24 protein-coding genes, 1 tRNA gene and 1 pseudogene are annotated in these 15,496 nt (G+C 68.8%); 18 read left to right on the top strand and 8 right to left on the bottom strand.

What is annotated here, in order from left to right; genetic code table 11:
* Positions 1-7: 7 nt before the first annotated feature.
* From AC0L5F_RS13030 to AC0L5F_RS13015, 4 genes are read right to left on the bottom strand one after another with little or no spacing between them, the layout of a single operon-like run.
* Complete coding sequence (locus AC0L5F_RS13030; protein WP_473313828.1) at positions 8-1,345, bottom strand: MMPL family transporter; 1,338 nt, start codon at positions 1,343-1,345, stop codon at positions 8-10.
* Positions 1,346-1,388: 43 nt separating this feature from the next.
* The gene (locus tag AC0L5F_RS13025; protein ID WP_473313827.1) at positions 1,389-2,273 is read right to left on the bottom strand and encodes a sulfite exporter TauE/SafE family protein; all 885 of its coding nucleotides are present in this window, start codon (positions 2,271-2,273) and stop codon (positions 1,389-1,391) included.
* Positions 2,270-2,596 carry a rhodanese-like domain-containing protein gene (locus AC0L5F_RS13020; RefSeq protein WP_473313826.1) on the bottom strand — a complete coding sequence of 109 codons (327 nt, stop codon included), beginning with the start codon at positions 2,594-2,596 and terminating at the stop codon, positions 2,270-2,272. The genes AC0L5F_RS13025 and AC0L5F_RS13020 overlap by 4 nt, the downstream gene beginning before the upstream one ends.
* 15 nt (positions 2,597-2,611) lie before the next feature.
* On the bottom strand, positions 2,612-3,415 hold the full coding sequence (locus tag AC0L5F_RS13015) for a GntR family transcriptional regulator (protein ID WP_473313825.1): 804 nt from the start codon (positions 3,413-3,415) through the stop codon (positions 2,612-2,614).
* A gap of 95 nt (positions 3,416-3,510) precedes the next feature.
* Between AC0L5F_RS13015 and AC0L5F_RS13010 the strand changes: the two genes are divergently transcribed.
* Together AC0L5F_RS13010 and AC0L5F_RS13005 are read left to right on the top strand one after the other, a co-directional pair.
* On the top strand, positions 3,511-4,716 hold the full coding sequence (locus tag AC0L5F_RS13010) for an NAD(P)/FAD-dependent oxidoreductase (RefSeq protein ID WP_473313823.1): 1,206 nt from the start codon (positions 3,511-3,513) through the stop codon (positions 4,714-4,716).
* A 37-nt stretch (positions 4,717-4,753) separates the two neighbouring features.
* Entirely contained in the window at positions 4,754-6,136 is a 1,383-nt protein-coding gene (locus AC0L5F_RS13005; protein WP_473313821.1) for an MBL fold metallo-hydrolase, read from the top strand.
* 13 nt (positions 6,137-6,149) lie between these two features.
* Here the strand turns inward: AC0L5F_RS13005 and AC0L5F_RS13000 are convergent, their stop codons facing one another.
* Positions 6,150-6,272 (bottom strand): hypothetical protein, encoded by a 123-nt coding sequence (locus AC0L5F_RS13000; RefSeq protein ID WP_473313820.1) that lies wholly within the window; start codon positions 6,270-6,272, stop codon positions 6,150-6,152.
* 62 nt (positions 6,273-6,334) lie between these two features.
* Here AC0L5F_RS13000 and AC0L5F_RS12995 point away from each other — a divergent pair.
* Positions 6,335-6,407 (top strand) — tRNA-Lys (locus AC0L5F_RS12995).
* A 220-nt stretch (positions 6,408-6,627) separates the two neighbouring features.
* Here the strand turns inward: AC0L5F_RS12995 and AC0L5F_RS12990 are convergent.
* Both AC0L5F_RS12990 and AC0L5F_RS12985 read right to left on the bottom strand, forming a co-directional pair.
* Positions 6,628-7,203, bottom strand: a pseudogene (locus AC0L5F_RS12990) (tyrosine-type recombinase/integrase); the annotation flags it as partial.
* Between the two features lie 602 nt (positions 7,204-7,805).
* Positions 7,806-8,312: a helix-turn-helix transcriptional regulator gene (locus AC0L5F_RS12985; protein ID WP_473313819.1), complete on the bottom strand. Its 507-nt coding sequence runs from the start codon at positions 8,310-8,312 to the stop codon at positions 7,806-7,808.
* 111 nt (positions 8,313-8,423) lie between these two features.
* Here AC0L5F_RS12985 and AC0L5F_RS12980 point away from each other — a divergent pair, with 111 nt between their 5' ends.
* From AC0L5F_RS12980 to AC0L5F_RS12940, 9 genes are all read left to right on the top strand, one after another.
* Positions 8,424-8,606: a helix-turn-helix domain-containing protein gene (locus tag AC0L5F_RS12980; RefSeq protein ID WP_473313818.1), complete on the top strand. Its 183-nt coding sequence runs from the start codon at positions 8,424-8,426 to the stop codon at positions 8,604-8,606.
* Positions 8,603-8,908 (top strand): hypothetical protein, encoded by a 306-nt coding sequence (locus AC0L5F_RS12975; protein WP_473313817.1) that lies wholly within the window; start codon positions 8,603-8,605, stop codon positions 8,906-8,908. Before AC0L5F_RS12980 ends, AC0L5F_RS12975 begins: the two co-directional genes overlap by 4 nt.
* A 28-nt stretch (positions 8,909-8,936) precedes the next feature.
* On the top strand, positions 8,937-9,236 hold the full coding sequence (locus AC0L5F_RS12970; protein ID WP_473313816.1) for a hypothetical protein: 300 nt from the start codon (positions 8,937-8,939) through the stop codon (positions 9,234-9,236).
* On the top strand, positions 9,233-9,580 hold the full coding sequence (locus AC0L5F_RS12965) for a hypothetical protein (protein ID WP_473313815.1): 348 nt from the start codon (positions 9,233-9,235) through the stop codon (positions 9,578-9,580). Before AC0L5F_RS12970 ends, AC0L5F_RS12965 begins: the two co-directional genes overlap by 4 nt.
* Before the next feature lie 101 nt (positions 9,581-9,681).
* Entirely contained in the window at positions 9,682-10,899 is a 1,218-nt protein-coding gene (locus AC0L5F_RS12960; protein ID WP_473313814.1) for an AAA family ATPase, read from the top strand.
* A gap of 208 nt (positions 10,900-11,107) precedes the next feature.
* A complete protein-coding gene (locus AC0L5F_RS12955) occupies positions 11,108-11,341 on the top strand; it encodes a hypothetical protein (protein ID WP_473313812.1) in 234 nt (77 codons plus the stop codon).
* Entirely contained in the window at positions 11,338-11,844 is a 507-nt protein-coding gene (locus AC0L5F_RS12950; protein WP_473313811.1) for a hypothetical protein, read from the top strand. The genes AC0L5F_RS12955 and AC0L5F_RS12950 overlap by 4 nt, the downstream gene beginning before the upstream one ends.
* 8 nt (positions 11,845-11,852) lie before the next feature.
* Entirely contained in the window at positions 11,853-12,605 is a 753-nt protein-coding gene (locus tag AC0L5F_RS12945) for a terminase large subunit domain-containing protein (RefSeq protein WP_473313810.1), read from the top strand.
* A complete protein-coding gene (locus AC0L5F_RS12940) occupies positions 12,602-13,270 on the top strand; it encodes a hypothetical protein (protein ID WP_473313809.1) in 669 nt (222 codons plus the stop codon). Before AC0L5F_RS12945 ends, AC0L5F_RS12940 begins: the two co-directional genes overlap by 4 nt.
* A 47-nt stretch (positions 13,271-13,317) precedes the next feature.
* Here the strand turns inward: AC0L5F_RS12940 and AC0L5F_RS12935 are convergent, their stop codons facing one another.
* Entirely contained in the window at positions 13,318-13,545 is a 228-nt protein-coding gene (locus AC0L5F_RS12935; protein WP_473313808.1) for a hypothetical protein, read from the bottom strand.
* A 69-nt stretch (positions 13,546-13,614) separates the two neighbouring features.
* Here AC0L5F_RS12935 and AC0L5F_RS12930 point away from each other — a divergent pair, with 69 nt between their 5' ends.
* The 6 genes from AC0L5F_RS12930 to AC0L5F_RS12905 are packed head-to-tail and all read left to right on the top strand — an operon-like array spanning position 13,615 to position 15,493.
* Positions 13,615-14,016 (top strand): hypothetical protein, encoded by a 402-nt coding sequence (locus AC0L5F_RS12930; protein ID WP_473313807.1) that lies wholly within the window; start codon positions 13,615-13,617, stop codon positions 14,014-14,016.
* Positions 14,013-14,627, top strand: coding sequence for a hypothetical protein (locus tag AC0L5F_RS12925; protein ID WP_473313806.1), 615 nt, complete (start codon positions 14,013-14,015; stop codon positions 14,625-14,627). Before AC0L5F_RS12930 ends, AC0L5F_RS12925 begins: the two co-directional genes overlap by 4 nt.
* Complete coding sequence (locus tag AC0L5F_RS12920) at positions 14,624-14,830, top strand: hypothetical protein (RefSeq protein ID WP_473313805.1); 207 nt, start codon at positions 14,624-14,626, stop codon at positions 14,828-14,830. Before AC0L5F_RS12925 ends, AC0L5F_RS12920 begins: the two co-directional genes overlap by 4 nt.
* Positions 14,827-14,982, top strand: coding sequence for a hypothetical protein (locus AC0L5F_RS12915; protein ID WP_473313804.1), 156 nt, complete (start codon positions 14,827-14,829; stop codon positions 14,980-14,982). The genes AC0L5F_RS12920 and AC0L5F_RS12915 overlap by 4 nt, the downstream gene beginning before the upstream one ends.
* A complete protein-coding gene (locus tag AC0L5F_RS12910; RefSeq protein ID WP_473313803.1) occupies positions 14,979-15,170 on the top strand; it encodes a hypothetical protein in 192 nt (63 codons plus the stop codon). The genes AC0L5F_RS12915 and AC0L5F_RS12910 overlap by 4 nt, the downstream gene beginning before the upstream one ends.
* Before the next feature lie 29 nt (positions 15,171-15,199).
* Complete coding sequence (locus AC0L5F_RS12905; RefSeq protein ID WP_473313802.1) at positions 15,200-15,493, top strand: hypothetical protein; 294 nt, start codon at positions 15,200-15,202, stop codon at positions 15,491-15,493.
* Positions 15,494-15,496: the final 3 nt, after the last annotated feature.

The raw sequence follows: 15,496 nt of genomic DNA, 5'->3' as shown, positions 1-15,496 counted from the left end.
CGCGGCGTCAGACGCCGGAGCGACGACCTGGAGCGCGCCGGGAAGCTCCCTCGCCGAAGGCACTCTGGACTACTGCGTACCCCTCACGGACCGGCGCGTCCTCGGGAACCACGGCGATCGACGGCATCGCGACCTTCAGGGACAACACCGGCAGGGCGAGCAGGACCAAGACGCCCACCGACCCGACCGCGAACGGCAGCGGATGACGGTGCAGCAGCTCGCCCCAGGCGGCGAAGCGTCGTGATCGGGGCTGGTGGGCCCCCGCCCAGGGCAGTGACGCCTTGTCGATCCGCGGCCCCAGCATGCCGAGCACGGCCGGCAGCAGGGTCAAGGTCGCGGCGAGCACGAAGATCACCGCGAGCATGATGCCGACCGCCATCGTGCGCACCGCGGGCGCAGGCACCACAAGCACTGCCGACAGGCTGACCAGCACGGTCAGCCCGGACAGCGTGACCGCCTTGCCGGCGGTGTCCATGGTCTCGGCGACCGCCTGCACCGGGGTTCGGCCGTGGTGCATGGCGCTGCGGAACCGGTGGACCACGAACAGGGCGTAGTCGATGCCCAGGGCCAGCGCGAACATCAGCGCGAAGTTCATCGCCCAGACAGAAATGGGCGTGACGTGGTTGAGCAGCACGAGGGCTCCGGCGGAGGCGCCGAGACCCGCCATGGTCAGCAGCAGGGGCAGACCGGCCGCGACCAGCGAACCGAACGCGATCACCATGATGGCCAGCGTCACCGGCCACGAGATGATCTCGGCCTTGATCATCGCGTCGTGGTTGGCCTTGTTGAAGTCACTCCACAGCGCAGACGCGCCAGTGGGGTAGACGTCGACACCGTCACCGGACAACGCGGTCAGGTCGTCCTTCACGTCGTCGACCGCGCGCACCATCTCGTTGGGGTCGGCGCCTGCACCGGCCAGGATGATGGCCGTCCGACCGTCGGGGCTGATGGTGAACCCCGGCTGCGGAGGCACGACCTCTGCGATGCGGTCGTCAGCCTTCAGGATCGCGGTCGCCTCGTCCATGACCGCCTGGGCGGCCGGCGACTCGACGGACCCGTCCTCGGTGTGGATCACGAGCTGGATCGCGGTCGAGGCGTTGCCGCCGAAGTGCTCCTGCGCCAGCTCACGGGCCTGGACCGAGTCCGAGCCGTCGTCCTGCCACCCCGCGCCGGCCAGGTCGGAGAACACGCTGGGCGCCAGCGACCCGAAGCCCGCCACGACGATCACCCAGACGACCGCCACCCGGCGGCCATGGGTCGCCATGCGGACACCCCACCGCCCGAGGAAGCCAAGAGTCGGGTCGGCAGCGGGCGGCGTCGGGCGATCTGTCGTCAGCGTCGTCATGCAGGCGACCCTATCAAATACCCTAGGGGGTATGTGTCACGGGTCAGGCCAGAGCGACTTCCAGGCCGATGCCCAGCGCGACCAGGAGGAGCACGATCGCGAAGGCGACCGTGAGGGTACGGACCGAGAGGCGCGACGCCAACCGCTTGCCCACGAGCGACGCGACGATCGTGGCAGCGGTGAACGGGCCGATGACGGCCCAGTCGAAGCTCGGGCCGCTGCCCGCGTGGATGGCCAGCGAGACGCCGGCGTTCAGCGCGATGACCAGCAAGGACGTGCCCGTCGCGACCGGCATCGGGTAACGCAGGATCATCACGAGGGCGGGCACCACGATGAAGCCCCCACCCACGCCGAGGAAGCCGGTCAGGAAGCCGACCGCCAGCGCCGTCAACAAGACCTCGAAGACGACACGACGTCCAACGGTGGACGGCACGACACGCGCCACGACCCGCCGCGCGCGGGTCGGCGCCGCCACGACGCCTTCGTCGACCGGGCCGCGCTGGGTCTCCGGCTCGGCGGCGGTCACGGGCCCGTGGCCGGGGGCGGCAGCGCGCTCGCGTCGGCGGTCCTTGACCGCCCTGCGGAGCATCGCCACCGCCGACAGGACCATCACGGCCGAGAACGAGCCCAGCAGGACCGACTCGTTGACGCTGCGGTTCAGAGCCGTGCCACCGAACGAGGCGCCGATGCCCACCACGCCGAACACGAGACCCACGCGCCAGCGAACGTACCGGTCGCGGTGATAGCTGAGCGCACCGATCGCCGAGCTGATCCCGATCACCACCAGGCTGGCCGTGACAGCTTCCTGCGCCGACTGGCCAAGCAGGTAGACCAGAGCCGGGACCGCGAGGATCGACCCGCCGCCGCCGAGCATGCCGAGCACGGTCCCGATGACGAGACCGCACACGACCGCGAGAGCGATGGTCACGCGACGGTCCCTGCCCCGCCGTCGGCCGCCACGACGGGCAGACCCGCTTCGGCCCACGCCTGCATGCCGCCGGTCATGTTGCGCACGGGGATGCCGGCCCGCGCCAGCACCTCGGCAGCCTTCCCGGACCTGTTGCCGGAGCGACACACCGCGACGACCTCACCCTCGCCGATCCGGTCGGGATCGAGCTCACCCAACGGCACGTGCAAAGCACCGGGAGCATGGCCCGCGACCCACTCCTCGGGCTCGCGGACGTCGAGCAGCACGACCTTGCCGCTCTCGTGCAGGTCGTGAGCGGTACGGACGTCGACGGGGTCGTTCATGGGTCCTCCTGGAGGTCAATGCGTGGTCTCGTGGCCGGCGACGGACAGTCGCAGGCCGGTTGCCGTGGAGAAGTCGGTGCGGATGCGGAACCGGTCAGCCCGCACGAGCGTCGTGCGCCACTCGACCGGCTCGCCCGCGGCGCAACCGAGCCGCGAGATGGAGAACGCCGGGGCGCCCGGCGACGTGGCCAGCGAGGCCGCCTGCGGCGTCAGGAGACTCACCGCGTCGATCTCCTCACTGCCACCCACCGGGCGCACGCCACAGCGCATGGCCAGCTCGTCGTACAGGGCGGTGTGGGTGAAGTCCGCCTCCAGCAGCGGGCGCGCGACGGCGGCCGGCATCCAGACCCGGTCGAGCGCGAGCGGCTCGTCGTCGGCCAGCCGGATGCGGTGCAGGAACACCAGGGGCGTCTCGTCGTGAAGTCGGAGACGGAGAGCCGCCTGCGCGTCGCACCGCTCGTCCAGGCTGAGCACGATGCTGTTCTGCGTCATTCCGGCGGCCTCGACCGAGGCGAAGAGGCTGTACAGCGTGCCGAGCGGTTGCTCGATCCGGGACCGCATCAGGCGTGGCTCATGGCCGCGCGCGGCCGAGATGACACCGGCCTCGCGCAGGGATCGCAGCGCCACGCGCACGGTCTGGCGGCTGACGCCGTACTGCTCGCGCAACGCGTGCTCGCCCGGAAAGACGTCGGAGAACTCGCCCCGCTCGATGCGCCGCCCGATGTCGTCGCGCAGTTGGGTCCACAAGGGCACGCCGAGCGCGCGGTCCAGCACGGCGGGGCCGTAGCCGGGCCGGGAGAGGTGTTCGACGTCGTTCACGAGATCCTCCATTGCGTTCCCACCATAATGTACGTACATTCGTTCCAGAGCAACTCAACGGTCCGACCCGGGCCACATCCGCCGAGGAGAGCGTCATGAGTTCAAACCCAGTTCACCACCAGGTCGTCATCGTTGGCGGCGGCAACGCCGGGATCTCCGTGGCCGCACGCCTGAAGCGCGGCGGACTCACTGACGTCGCGGTCGTCGAACCGAACGAGACGCACTCGTACCAGCCCCTGTGGACCCTGGTAGGCGGCGGACGCGCTCAAGCGTCCAGATCACAGCGGCCGCAGGCCAGCGTCATGCCCAAAGGCGTCGAGTGGGTCAAGGACCGCGTCGCGACGATCGACCCCGAGCAGCACACGGTGCAGACCGAGCGCGGGCTGACGATCGCCTACGAGCAGCTCGTCGTGTGCCCCGGGATCCAGCTCGACTGGGGCCGGGTGCCCGGCATGGCCGAAGCACTCACGACACCGTCCGCGTCCAGCAACTACCAGCTCGACCTCGCGCAGAAGACGTGGCGCAACATCGACCAGATGACCTCGGGAAGCGCGGTGTTCACGATGCCGTCCGGCCCGATCAAGTGTGCCGGAGCACCGCAGAAGATCGCCTATCTCGCCGCCGACCACTGGCGCCGCAAGGGCGTGCTGGACGCCATCGACATCACGCTGGTGCTTCCCACACCTGGCATGTTCGGCGTGAAGGTGTTCGCCGACGAGCTCGAGAAGGTGGTCGAGCGCTACGGCATCAACGTCGAGTTCTCCAGCGAGATGGTCGAGGTGAACTCCGACACCGGCACCGCCATCGTCGCGAACAATGCCGAGGGCACCAAGCACGACCTGCACTACGACCTGCTGCACACGGTGCCTCCCCAGTCCGCGCCGGACTGGATCAAGGCGTCGCCGATCGCCGACCCCGACAATCCGGCCGGTTACGTGCAGGTCGACCAGCACACCCTGCAGCACACCCGCTTCCCCGACGTGTTCGCGCTCGGCGACGCCGGCTCCACTCCCAACTCCAAGACCGGCGCGGCCATCCGCAAGCAGGCTCCGGTGCTGGTCGAGAACCTGCTCGCGGTCCGCACCGGTCGCAGCCCGGAGGCGCAGTACTCCGGCTACGCGTCCTGCCCCCTGACGACCGCTCGCAACAAGATGCTGCTCGCCGAGTTCGACTACTCGATGCAGCCGGCGCCGTCGATCCCGATCATCGACACCACGCACGAGCGCCGCGACATGTGGCTGCTCAAGAAGTACGGACTGCCGTTCCTGTACTGGAACTTCATCCTCACCGGCCGCGCCTGACCCGTCCGGTTCCACGCCCCATCAGAAGGAGAGCACCATGATCATCACCCAGTACTACCTCAGCTGCCTGTCGCACGGGTCCTACCTGATCGCCGACGAGACCACGGGCCAGGCCGTCGTGGTCGATCCCCGCCGCGACGTGTCGGAGTACCTCGCCGACGCGAAGGCGCAGAACCTGCGAATCGTCGGTGTCATCAACACCCACGTGCACGCCGACTTCGTCGCCGGTCACCTCGAGCTGGCCGCGGCCACAGGGGCATGGATCGGCTACGGTGCCGTCGCAGCTCCCAAGGCCGAGTTCGAGGTCCGGCCACTGCGCCACGGTGACCACATCAGCCTCGGCGAGGTCGACCTCGAGATCCTCGAGACCCCCGGCCACACCTGGGAGTCGATCAGCGTGGTGGTGCGAGAGCACGGGCCCGACGACGCCCCGCACGCCGTGCTGACCGGCGACTCGATGTTCATCGGCGCGGTCGGTCGCCCGGACCTGGTCGTCTCGGACGGCTCGACCGCCGAGGACCTCGCCAAGGCCATGTACCGCACGGTCCACGAGGTACTGCTGACGCTGCCCGACGAGACCGTGGTCTACCCCGCCCACGGCGCCGGGTCCTCGTGCGGCAAGAACCTGTCCGACGACCTCGACTCCACCATCGGCGCCCAGCGCCGGACCAACATCTTCGTGCAGCCGATGGACGAGGACGCCTTCGTCGAGATGGTCACGACGGGTCAACCGTCGGCACCGGAGTACTTCTCCACCGACGCGGCGCTGAACCTGAAGAACCGCGAGCTGCTCGAGCCCGGCGAGGACCTCACCCCGCTGAGCCCTGCCGAGGTGCGCGCGGCCGTCGCAGGCGGCGCCAAGGTCATCGACACCCGCAGCCCGGAACGCTTCGCCACCGGTCACCTGCAGGGCTCGATCAACGTGGGCATCGACGGCCGATTCGCCGAGACGTGCGGCATGGTCGTCCACGAGGACGACGAGCTGGTGGTGGTCGGCGACCTCGACCGGGTCGACGAAGCGGGTCTGCGCCTCTCGCGCATCGGCTTCGACCGCACGCTGGGCTACCTGGTCGAGCCCGAGGAGTCCTTCGTGGAGCTGGCCGATCTCGTGGTGACGTCGCGACGGGTCACCGTTGACGAGATGGCCACACTTCCCGACGACACGGTGATCCTCGACGTGCGCAACGCCGGCGAGCGTGAGGACGGCGCGATCCCGGACTCGGTGCACGTGCCCCTGGCCGAGATCGCCCGCCGCCACGACGAGCTGCCGACGGACCGTCCGATCCTCGTGCACTGCGCCGGCGGCTGGCGCTCGTCGGTCGCTGCGAGCGTGCTGCGTGCGGAGGGACACCGCGAGGTCAGCGACCTGCTGGGCGGATACGACGCGTGGGCCGAGGCGATGCAGACCAGCGGCGCCTGAGCGACCGCCGAGGTCAGTGCGCGCCGAGCTCGAACATGACGAGACCGGCGACGACCAGCGCGATCCGGCCGCACAGCAACACCCCCGCGAGCACGGACACCACGCCGATCGGTGCGCCCAGGGTGCGCCCGCGCACCCTGGGCGTCAACGCGAACCGCCGCGAAGCTCTGCGACACTTGACGCACCGGGCCAGCCCCGGGGCCTCTAGCTCAATTGGCAGAGCAGCGGACTTTTAATCCGCGGGTTGTGGGTTCGAGTCCCACGGGGCCCACCGAAGAATCACCGGAATCAGAGTCAGTATCGCCATTGACCGTCCCGCCATGAGGGGCGTCGACCGGCTCGGTGGTCACATTCTGGTCACGGGCCTGCACGCGCCCCGCCCGCGGGATCAGAGCGTTCGCACGCTCGGCGGCGTCGCGGCCGACTCCCTCGAGGAGGTGCGAGTACGTGTCCAGGGTGATCGCGATGGAACTGTGACCAAGCCTCTTGGACACGATCTCCACCGGGACACCGGCGGCCAGCATCAGCGACGCGGCACCGTGGCGAAGGTCGTGGAGTCGGACCCGACGCACTCCGGCTTCGGCGACGAGGCGCGTGAACGCCTTGGTGATCGCGGCCGGATCGTACGGACGCCCGTTCTCCTGAGCGAAGACCAGGTCGTGATCTTCGTAAGCCTCACGCCACTCGTCACGCTCGAGCTGGCTGGCGAACCGGCGAGCCTTGAGCACGTCGACGGTGTGGCCGTCGAGCTCGACGAGGCGGTTCTCGCCGGCCTCGGACTTCGGCAGTGCGAAGCGTGGCTCACCTGCGCGCACGTCGAGCAGCTGCTGTCGGACGACGAGGACGCCGCGGTTGAGGTCGACGTCGGACCAGCGGAGACCCAGGGCCTCACCGCGTCGCAGGCCGGTGGCGGCGATCGTCTCGAAGATCGGGCCGTGGCGGTCGCTGATGACGTGGTCGAGGAACTTGCCGAGCTCGGCCGGCTCCCACGGCTTCACCTGTGGCCGGTCCCCCGCTCGCGGGTGGACCCGGGAGGCCGGGTTGTCCTCGATCCGTCCGAGGTCCATCGCGTCGCGCAGCGCCGACCGCAGCGTGGCGTGGACCCGGCGCAGGGTGGCTGGCTTCATGTTCGGTCGGCTCTCGAGGATCGCCTCGTAGGCGCCTTGGATGTGCTCGGGGCGGAGCTTGCGGAGCGTGATGTGGCCGAGCTGGGGCGAGAGGTAGTCGTCGACGTGCTGGCGGTAGGAGCGCGCCGTCGTGGCTCGCACGGGCTTCACGACCGACGACCCCGTGTCGCGGGTCTTCGCGTCGATCCAGAACGCCAGCCACTGGGCAACGGTGTCCCTGCCGTCGGTGGTCAGGTTGAGCCGGTCAGCCCGCTTCACGTCCTCAGCGCGCGGGATCGGCCGCAGCGCGATCGCTTCGCGGAACCGGCCCGGGCTGATGTCCTCTTCGCGCACCAGGCGCATGAGGTCGCGAACGTTGTCCACCTCGTCTTGCGCTGTGTTGGCGTCGACGAAGCCGCCGCGCTTGAGCTGCTGGCGGGGTCCGTCGCCGACGGTCACGTCGACGACGAAGGTCCAACTCCCGTGGCGCTTCGGGCAGGTTTTCGCCTTGCCCTTGGTGTCGTACACCGGCGGGCAGCTGCACCGCTTGAACGTCCGACCCTTCATGAGTAGTCCTCCTCGATCGTGGCGCCCTTGCTCTCGAGCGATTGCAGTAGACGTACCCGGCTGACCGCCGCAGTGAGAATGCCCGCGTCGTGGTGCAGCGCCGCGGCGTCGTCGATCAGGTCCGACAGGCGGCTCGACACGTTCCCCAGCGCAGCCAGCACCTCGGCGAGACCCTGCGTCGTGGGGTCGGACTGCCACCCGGACGCTTCGAGTTCGTCGCGCCCGAATGTGTATGCGCCGACGTCGACCTGATCGACGTCGGACCCGATCTGCAGTAGCGCCGAAACCGGGACCTCGAGCAGATGCGCCAGGACGACCAGGTCACGGGCGGCGAAGGAACGGCCGCCGTTCTCCATGGCCGAGATCGTCTGGCGCGACCATGCCCGTTCGCCCAGGAATGATCCGATCCGCTTCCCGAACTCCGGCTGGCCGATCTTGTGCTGAGCGCGCAGTCGGGCGACGTTCGCTCCGATCACCGCTTCGAGTCGCATCGCTTTCCTCACGTCAGGTTTTCCTTTCCCCCCAAGATACACACTGCTTGACCCCATGGGAACCCCCGGGGTCTCATAGGAGACGTCAGGAAATGATGTCTTCACAGGAAAGCAGGAACCGTCATGGCTGTCATTGAGCCTCCGCTGACCGTCGACCAACTCGCCGAAGTGCTCGGGATCGGCCGTCGGCAGGCCTATGACGCTGTCCGCAACGGCCAGATCCCGTCGATCCGTATCGGTCGCAGGATCTTGGTCCCCCGTGAGCAGCTGGCTCGGTTGCTCGCCGGAGATGGGCCGGCGGCATGACGCTCGACGAGCTCCGCGACCTCGTCGCCACCGCCGCCACAACCGACGTCGAGACCGCCGGCCGCGCGTACTCCATCGGGCGGGCCAAGGCGTACGCAATGGCCAAGGCCGGCGACTTCCCCGTCCCCGTGCTCAAGGTCGGACACCGCTACCGGGTCCGCACCGCCGACCTCGCGGCCGACCTGCTCCCCCAGACGAACGAAGCCGCCCCTGCACCAACAGGAGCGGCCTCAACGACATCCCACCCCGGCGAAGGAGAAGAAGTTCGTGAAGCAGAGCCTACGCGCATCCGCGCGATCTGACCCGCGCGCGAGCGATCAGACCACCCCCGTGTCGAACGCCGACGCGACCGTCCACCCGATCACGGCACCGCCGGCAGCCTGGCTCTACGAGTGGCAGGATGCCCGCGAGCGGCTCCGTGCGGCCGCCGTCGACGCAGCCCGGGCCCTCGCCGAGAGCGACGACCTGAACGACGAGCTGGTCAGCGTGAGTCACGACAGCCTCATGAGGGCGGCGTCACTCGCGTTCGCCCAGGAGTTCGGCATCACCGTCGACCTGATCCCCGAGCGACGCGTCGTCCACCTCCGCCGACCGCAGGGCCCCAGCTCGCCGCTGGGCGACGCCTCATGATCTGCCCCGACTGCAGCGACCAGGTCATCCGCGTACTGTCCGACATCCTCGTCGAGATACCGAGCCGGATCATCCAACAGGCCCTCCAGGAGGCCACGTCGTCGTACTGGCTGCGCAGGGGCGACGAGTTCGACGCCGCACGATCCCGGCCTGGTGACTTCGCCGGCACCCAAGGCGCACAGGCCACCGATCAGCGTCTCGCAGCGAAGGCCGCGGCCTGTCGGGCGAAGGCGTACATGTGCGAGCTCGAGCCGCTCAGTGACACCATCCGCGCCGAGATCCTGTTCCACCTCGGCGCCACCGACCTGGACCCGGCACACCACGAGCTGGCGGCCACCGCGTGAGCGCCGAGTACTCGCGGCAATGGGGTCCGCAGCTGCCGCCGGAAGACCCAGGGCCGAGCGAGCTCTCCCCCGGGGCGAACGGATCGGACAGCGGAGACGAGGTGCACACGCGCCACATCGTCCTGACTGCCGCCTCGGCCATCAAGCCGCGACGCGTCTCGTGGTTGTGGGACGGCCGCGCCGCCCTCGGCACGCTCGTTCTGCTCGCCGGCGGTGAGGGCCTCGGCAAGTCCACGCTCTCGTCGTGGATTACCGCTCGGATCACCCGCGGAGAACTACCCGGCGAACACCTCGGGCACCCCAAGGCGGTCCTGATCTGTGCCGCAGAGGACTCATGGGAACACACCATCGTCCCCCGTCTCATGGCCGCCGACGCCGATCTTGACCGGGTGTTCCGAATCGAGATCCGCACCGCCGACGAGATCACCGTCGGCCTCTCACTACCCCGAGACCTCATCTCGCTCGAACGAGCCGCACTCGACACCGACGCCGCACTCCTGATCCTCGACCCCCTCATGTCGCGCATCAGCGAGAACCTCGACACCCACAAGGACGGCGACGTCCGCCGAGCCCTCGAACCACTCACCGCGATCGCCGATCGAGCCAACCTCGCGATCATGGGCTTGATCCATCACAACAAGTCCGCCAGCGCCGACCCTCTGCAGCTCGTCATGGCATCCAAGGCGTTCACCGCAGTCGCCCGATCAGTCCACACAGTGATCGCCGACCCCGACGACGACGACGGGCGCCGACGGCTCTTCGGCACGCCGAAGAACAACCTCGGACGCGCCGACCTGCCCACCCTTGGCTTCATCGTCGCCAGCCACCCCGTGCCCACCGACGACGGCACCGCCTGGACCGGCCAACTCCAGTGGACCGGCGAAGTCGACGGCACCATCGCCGAAGCCATGCGCCGAGCCGGCACCGACCCCGACGACCGCTCAGCAGCCACCGAAGCCGGTGCCTGGTTGCTCGACTACCTCGCCAGCAAGGGCGGCACCGCACCCAGTGCCGACATCAAGAAGCACGGCGCAGCAACCGGCCACAGCCAAGACGCCCTCAAGCGGGCAAGACGTCGCCACAAGCTCGACGTCGAGAACGTCGGATTCCCCCGGGTGAGCTTCTGGTCGCTGCCCGGAACCCAGTTGGAGCACCAGTCGGAGCAATCCGCCAGGGGAGACACACCAACTGCACCAACTGCACCAACTGGGGGCGAACACGCCCAGTCAGCGCAGTCGGAGCAGTCAGAGCAAGACACGGGGACATGTGCACCGACCGATGCACCCACTGCCCAGACCGAGACGAAGGGAACACCATGAGCACCCTCAGCCCTCCTTCCGCGACACCTTCACCAGAGCCGCGACACCGGCCGATCGCCGCCTCGGTGCCTCGCTGTCTGGGTGCAGGATTGCCGCGCGCGAGTCGTCCAGCCCGGGTTCCGTGTGACCATCGCGTGACCGTCGCGGCTTCTGACCTGCGGCGATGCGTCGTGGATCGGATTCGTAATCCGCTGGTCGGCGGTGTCCGATGAGCACGCTTGAGGATGATCTGTTCGCTACTGGCCACCGTCACCACGACGCGCTCCTGCTCGCGCTGGTCGATGTCGAGGACGCGCAGAAGGCACACCCGGACGACCGGGTCCCGCTGGTGGCGACCAGGCTGCAGTGCGCGGTGTGGGAGTTCCTCAAGGCCTACGGTCGCCGTGACCACCGTGGTGTCGTCGACGAAGAGATCGTTCTCCACCCGAGGGACATGACGTGAGCCCCCGGTGCAGCATCTGCAACCACGACGACCGCGAGGCGATCGACGAGGCGATCGTCAGTGGCAGGACGCTGCGCGACATCGCGCGACAGTGGAAGGTCGGGAAGGACGCTGTGTCGCGCCACGGCAGTCACGTGTCTCAGGCCCTGTCGCGGGTCGTCGCGGCACGGGAGGAGGCTGGCCCGCGGTCGGCGCTGGCACGGCTCGAGGATCTGCACACCCGGGCCACGAGAGTCCTGGACGCGTCGGAGGCGGACGGCAAGACGTCCATGTCGTTGGCCGCGATCCGTGAGCTGCGGGGCCTGGTGGAGACGATCGCGAAGATCACCGGCGAGCTCGATGAGCGGTCGACGGTGCAGGTGCTGAACGTGTCGACGGCGCCGGAGTGGCTGGCGATCCGTCAGGCGTTGGTCGAGGTGCTGGCGCCGTTCCCGGAGGCGGCGGCCGCGGTGGCTCAGCGGCTGGACTCGCTGCCGGCGCTCGAGGCGGGTGGTCGGCGGTGAGTGGGGGCATGGCCGGGGATCTGGCGTCGGCGCTGGATGCGGTGGCGTTCGGTCGCCGGTCTGGGTTCGATCCGGAGCCGTGGCAGGCGGAGGTGCTGCGGTCGACTGCGCGGCGTTCGATCTTGGCGTGTGCCCGGCAGGTGGGGAAGACGACGACGGTGTCGCACAAGGCGGTGCATGTGGCGGTCTTCACGCCGGGGGCGTTGGTGCTGATCGTGTCGAAGGCTCAGCGGCAGTCGAACGAGATGCTGCGGAAGTGTCGTGGGGTGCTGGCGCGGACTGGGGCTACGGGCCGGTTGGTGCGTGAGAGCGAGAGCGAGCTTCAGCTCGACAACGGGTCGCGGATCGTGTCGCTGCCGGGGACGGACACGACGACGCGGGGGTTCTCGGCGGTGACGTTGTTGGTGATCGACGAGGGCGCCTGGGTGTCGGAGGACGTGTTCTTCGGGGTGTTGCCGATGGTCGCGTCGGATGGGGTGCTCATGGCGTTGTCGTCGCCGAACGGGCGGAGTGGGTGGTTCTTCGATCTGTGGGACACGCCTGGGTCGGGGTGGGAGAAGCACCGTGTGTCGGTACATGAGTCGGCGCAGTGGGATGCGCAGCGGATTGCGGAGGCTGAGGCTGCGATGCCGGCGTGGAAGTTCTCCGCTGAGTGCCTTGCTCGGTTCGCTGACACCGATCAGCAGTTGTTCTCGTCGGAGTCCGTCCGGGCTGCGGCTTCGTCGGCGGTGACGCCGTTGTTCGGAGGAGGTCGTTCATGAGTTCGATGGTGGTTGGTCTGGATCTGGGGCAGGTGCACGATCACACGGCGCTAGCGGTGGTGGATCGGGTGAAGGCGTTCCCGGCTGGGCTTCTGCCCGACCAGGTGATGAGGCGGTGGGACCGCGGCGAGGGGGTCGACCGGTTGCAGGTGCGGCATCTGCAGCGGTGGGACCTGGGGACGCCGTACGACGTGATCGTCGAAGACGTGGCAGCGCTGATGCGCACCGAGGAGTTGGAGGACTCGTGGTTGCTGTTCGACGGGACCGGGGTGGGTCGAGGCATCAAGGACATGTTCATAGCCGCCTATCAAGACGGCCGAATGGGCTACCGGTGGCCGATCGCGAAGACGATCACGGCTGAGGCTCAGGGGACGTCGCGAGGCTCAATCGCCAAGCGTGACCTGATGAGCGTCTTGCAGGTCGCGTTGCAGCAGGACCGGTTGCAGATCGCCGAGGATCTGGCGTTGCGGCCAGTGCTGCAGGAGGAACTGAAATCGTTCCGGCTCAAGATCAGCGCGGCCGGTCGGGACACGTACGAGTTCCAACGCCGTGAGGGGCTGGGGCATGGCGACCTGACCATCGCCGTAGCCCTGGCTGCGTGGATGGCGCGTCGCATCGAGCCGCGCCCGGTGGTCGACCCCTCACTGCCGGGGTCGCGGCCGTGAGCTACTGCAGGGCGACACCTGCGGATGCGCCGATGACGGCTACGTCTTCAGATCCCCGCACCACGTGCGAGTTCTTCCATCGTCGGCTGAGCCTCGAGTGCCTCGATACGCGCGTAGGCGCGAGTGAGGTCTTCCTGCAGTGCGCGGACGATTTGCCCGAGGGTGCCTCCGATGAGACCGACAACGGCGCTCGAATCGGTCTCGGTACGGATCGACTCGATCATCTCGGTGAGCATGCCTTCAACGTCGGTCGGCGTGTAGCTCTCATGGTTCATCGTGATCTCGCTTCCTGGTCGGGACCCAAGTGGACCACGCACCTCCGACATCCGGGCGCGCGCTGACCAATGTCCGATCCCGTCCGCGTCGTCATCGAGGACCCCGCCGTCGCGGGGTTGGTCCTCGATGCCCTGGTGCGGGATGCGAGGGCGCAGCTGGACGCGGACCGAGTGCGCCGCCGTAACGGGCTGAAGGGGCGGGCGGTGCTGCCGCCGCAGGAGCTTCTGGCCGCGCTTGCGGCGCTGGCTGAGCGGGCAGTCCCTGCGATTAGTTCCGAGGTCGGAACCGTGCTTGCGACTGTGGGCTCGCCATGTTGGACGACCGTCTCTGAGGCGGCCGACCGGTTCGGAATCAGCGAGGAATACACCCGCCGCCTCGCCCGGACCGGTCGGGTTCGGCGGCAACGCCGGGGCCTGATGTGGCTAATCGACACCGAATCGTTGGGGAACGTCCTCAGGAGGACCGCATGACCGCACAGGCAGCACCGGAGGTCGACGAGATCGACCAGGCCATCGAGGCCGCCGACACCCAGGCCCAAGAAGCTGACGCGCTCGTCGAGGCGCTCGAGCAGCGTGTCCTCGACGGCGACGACGACGTGACGCCGACCGAGTTCGAGCAGGCCCAGGGGCTGGCGAAGTTCGCCCGCAAGCGTGCCGAGGGCGCTCGACGCCGCAAGGCTGCCGCCGAGAAGGCACGTTTCGAGTCGGAAGTCGCACGGGTCTCGGGGCTTGTGCGCGACGCGCTGGGAATTGAGCACGCCGGCGCAACCGCCGACCAGGAAGAGTTCGAAGCGACGGTTGAGGCTGCAGCGGTCAAGCTGATGCGGTCAGCGATTCGTCGCCGTGACGCGGTCCTTGATGTGGTTCGTGAGGCCGAGAGGCTCAATGTCCCGCAGTACGACCCGTCCGACCCGTCGCAGAAAGGGCTACGGAAGTCGCCCAACAACGTCGCCCTGGACGACCAGGCGATCGCCGCAGGCGACGCGATCATCAGGGCCAACAGCGTCCTGAACAGCCAGTCATGGAGCCAGGGCCTGGCCGACAGGGCCAAGGCGGGCGCCGAAGCTGGTCACAAGTCGTGAAGGGGTACACGTCGCCGTCGGCCGACCGGTGGGCCGAGCAGCGCAAGGCAGCCGAGCTCGAGACCGAGCGCCGAGCCCGCCCGCGTGAGGACTGGACGGATCTGACGTTCGAGCAGTTCCAGGCGCTCAGTGGACCCGAGCGCAACCAGCTGTTCCGCGCCGACCGCGAGAAGTACGCCGAGATGCAGGAGGCGCGGTCGTGATCCGTGACGCCTCTGTCGACCCGCGGCCCGAGGACTTTCGCCCGCTGCGCCACCCTGCCTGCCACGACGACGTGCTGATGCACGCCGAGGTCGGCACCGACGAGTACCAGGCGGCCGTGCAGGAGCGGCGCCACAACGAGGAGGAAGCATGAGCCGACCCACCGATGAGGACGTCTACCGCAACCACCGCGACATGCAGACCCACGACGCGATCTCGTCGGCGATCCAGGCCCAGCTGGACGAGGCGGGGCCGCAGGCGTCGAAGCGGACGACGTCCGGCACCGAGTCCCTGTCGATCGAGGACGCCGTGTCCCGAGCGATGAACGCTCCGCCCGCGTGAGCCGGCCCTCTGCCCGCCGCACTGGCACCGTGGCGAAGACCGCCCGGTCGCGGACGCTCGAGGCCAACATAGTCGAGGCGGCGATCCAGACCACCGCAGGCGGGCCGACAGCGAAGCAGGCGACCGGTCGTGTCGCGGCTCAGCTGATGCAGGTCAACCGGGCCGAGATGAACGACGTCGCGGTCAGGCTCGCGCAGCGGGTCGCGTACCTCGCAGCCGCCCTGCAGGCCGCTGACCCCCGGTTCGATCCGGCCGAGTTCATCGCCGCGATCCGCGACCCCGACGGCGTCGGCACGGCACTGGCGCAGAAGTACGCGGGGTGAGGA

The organism is Aeromicrobium sp. 10G20-16, from assembly GCF_055809665.1.
This window is presented reverse-complemented; position numbering and strand designations above follow the sequence as displayed.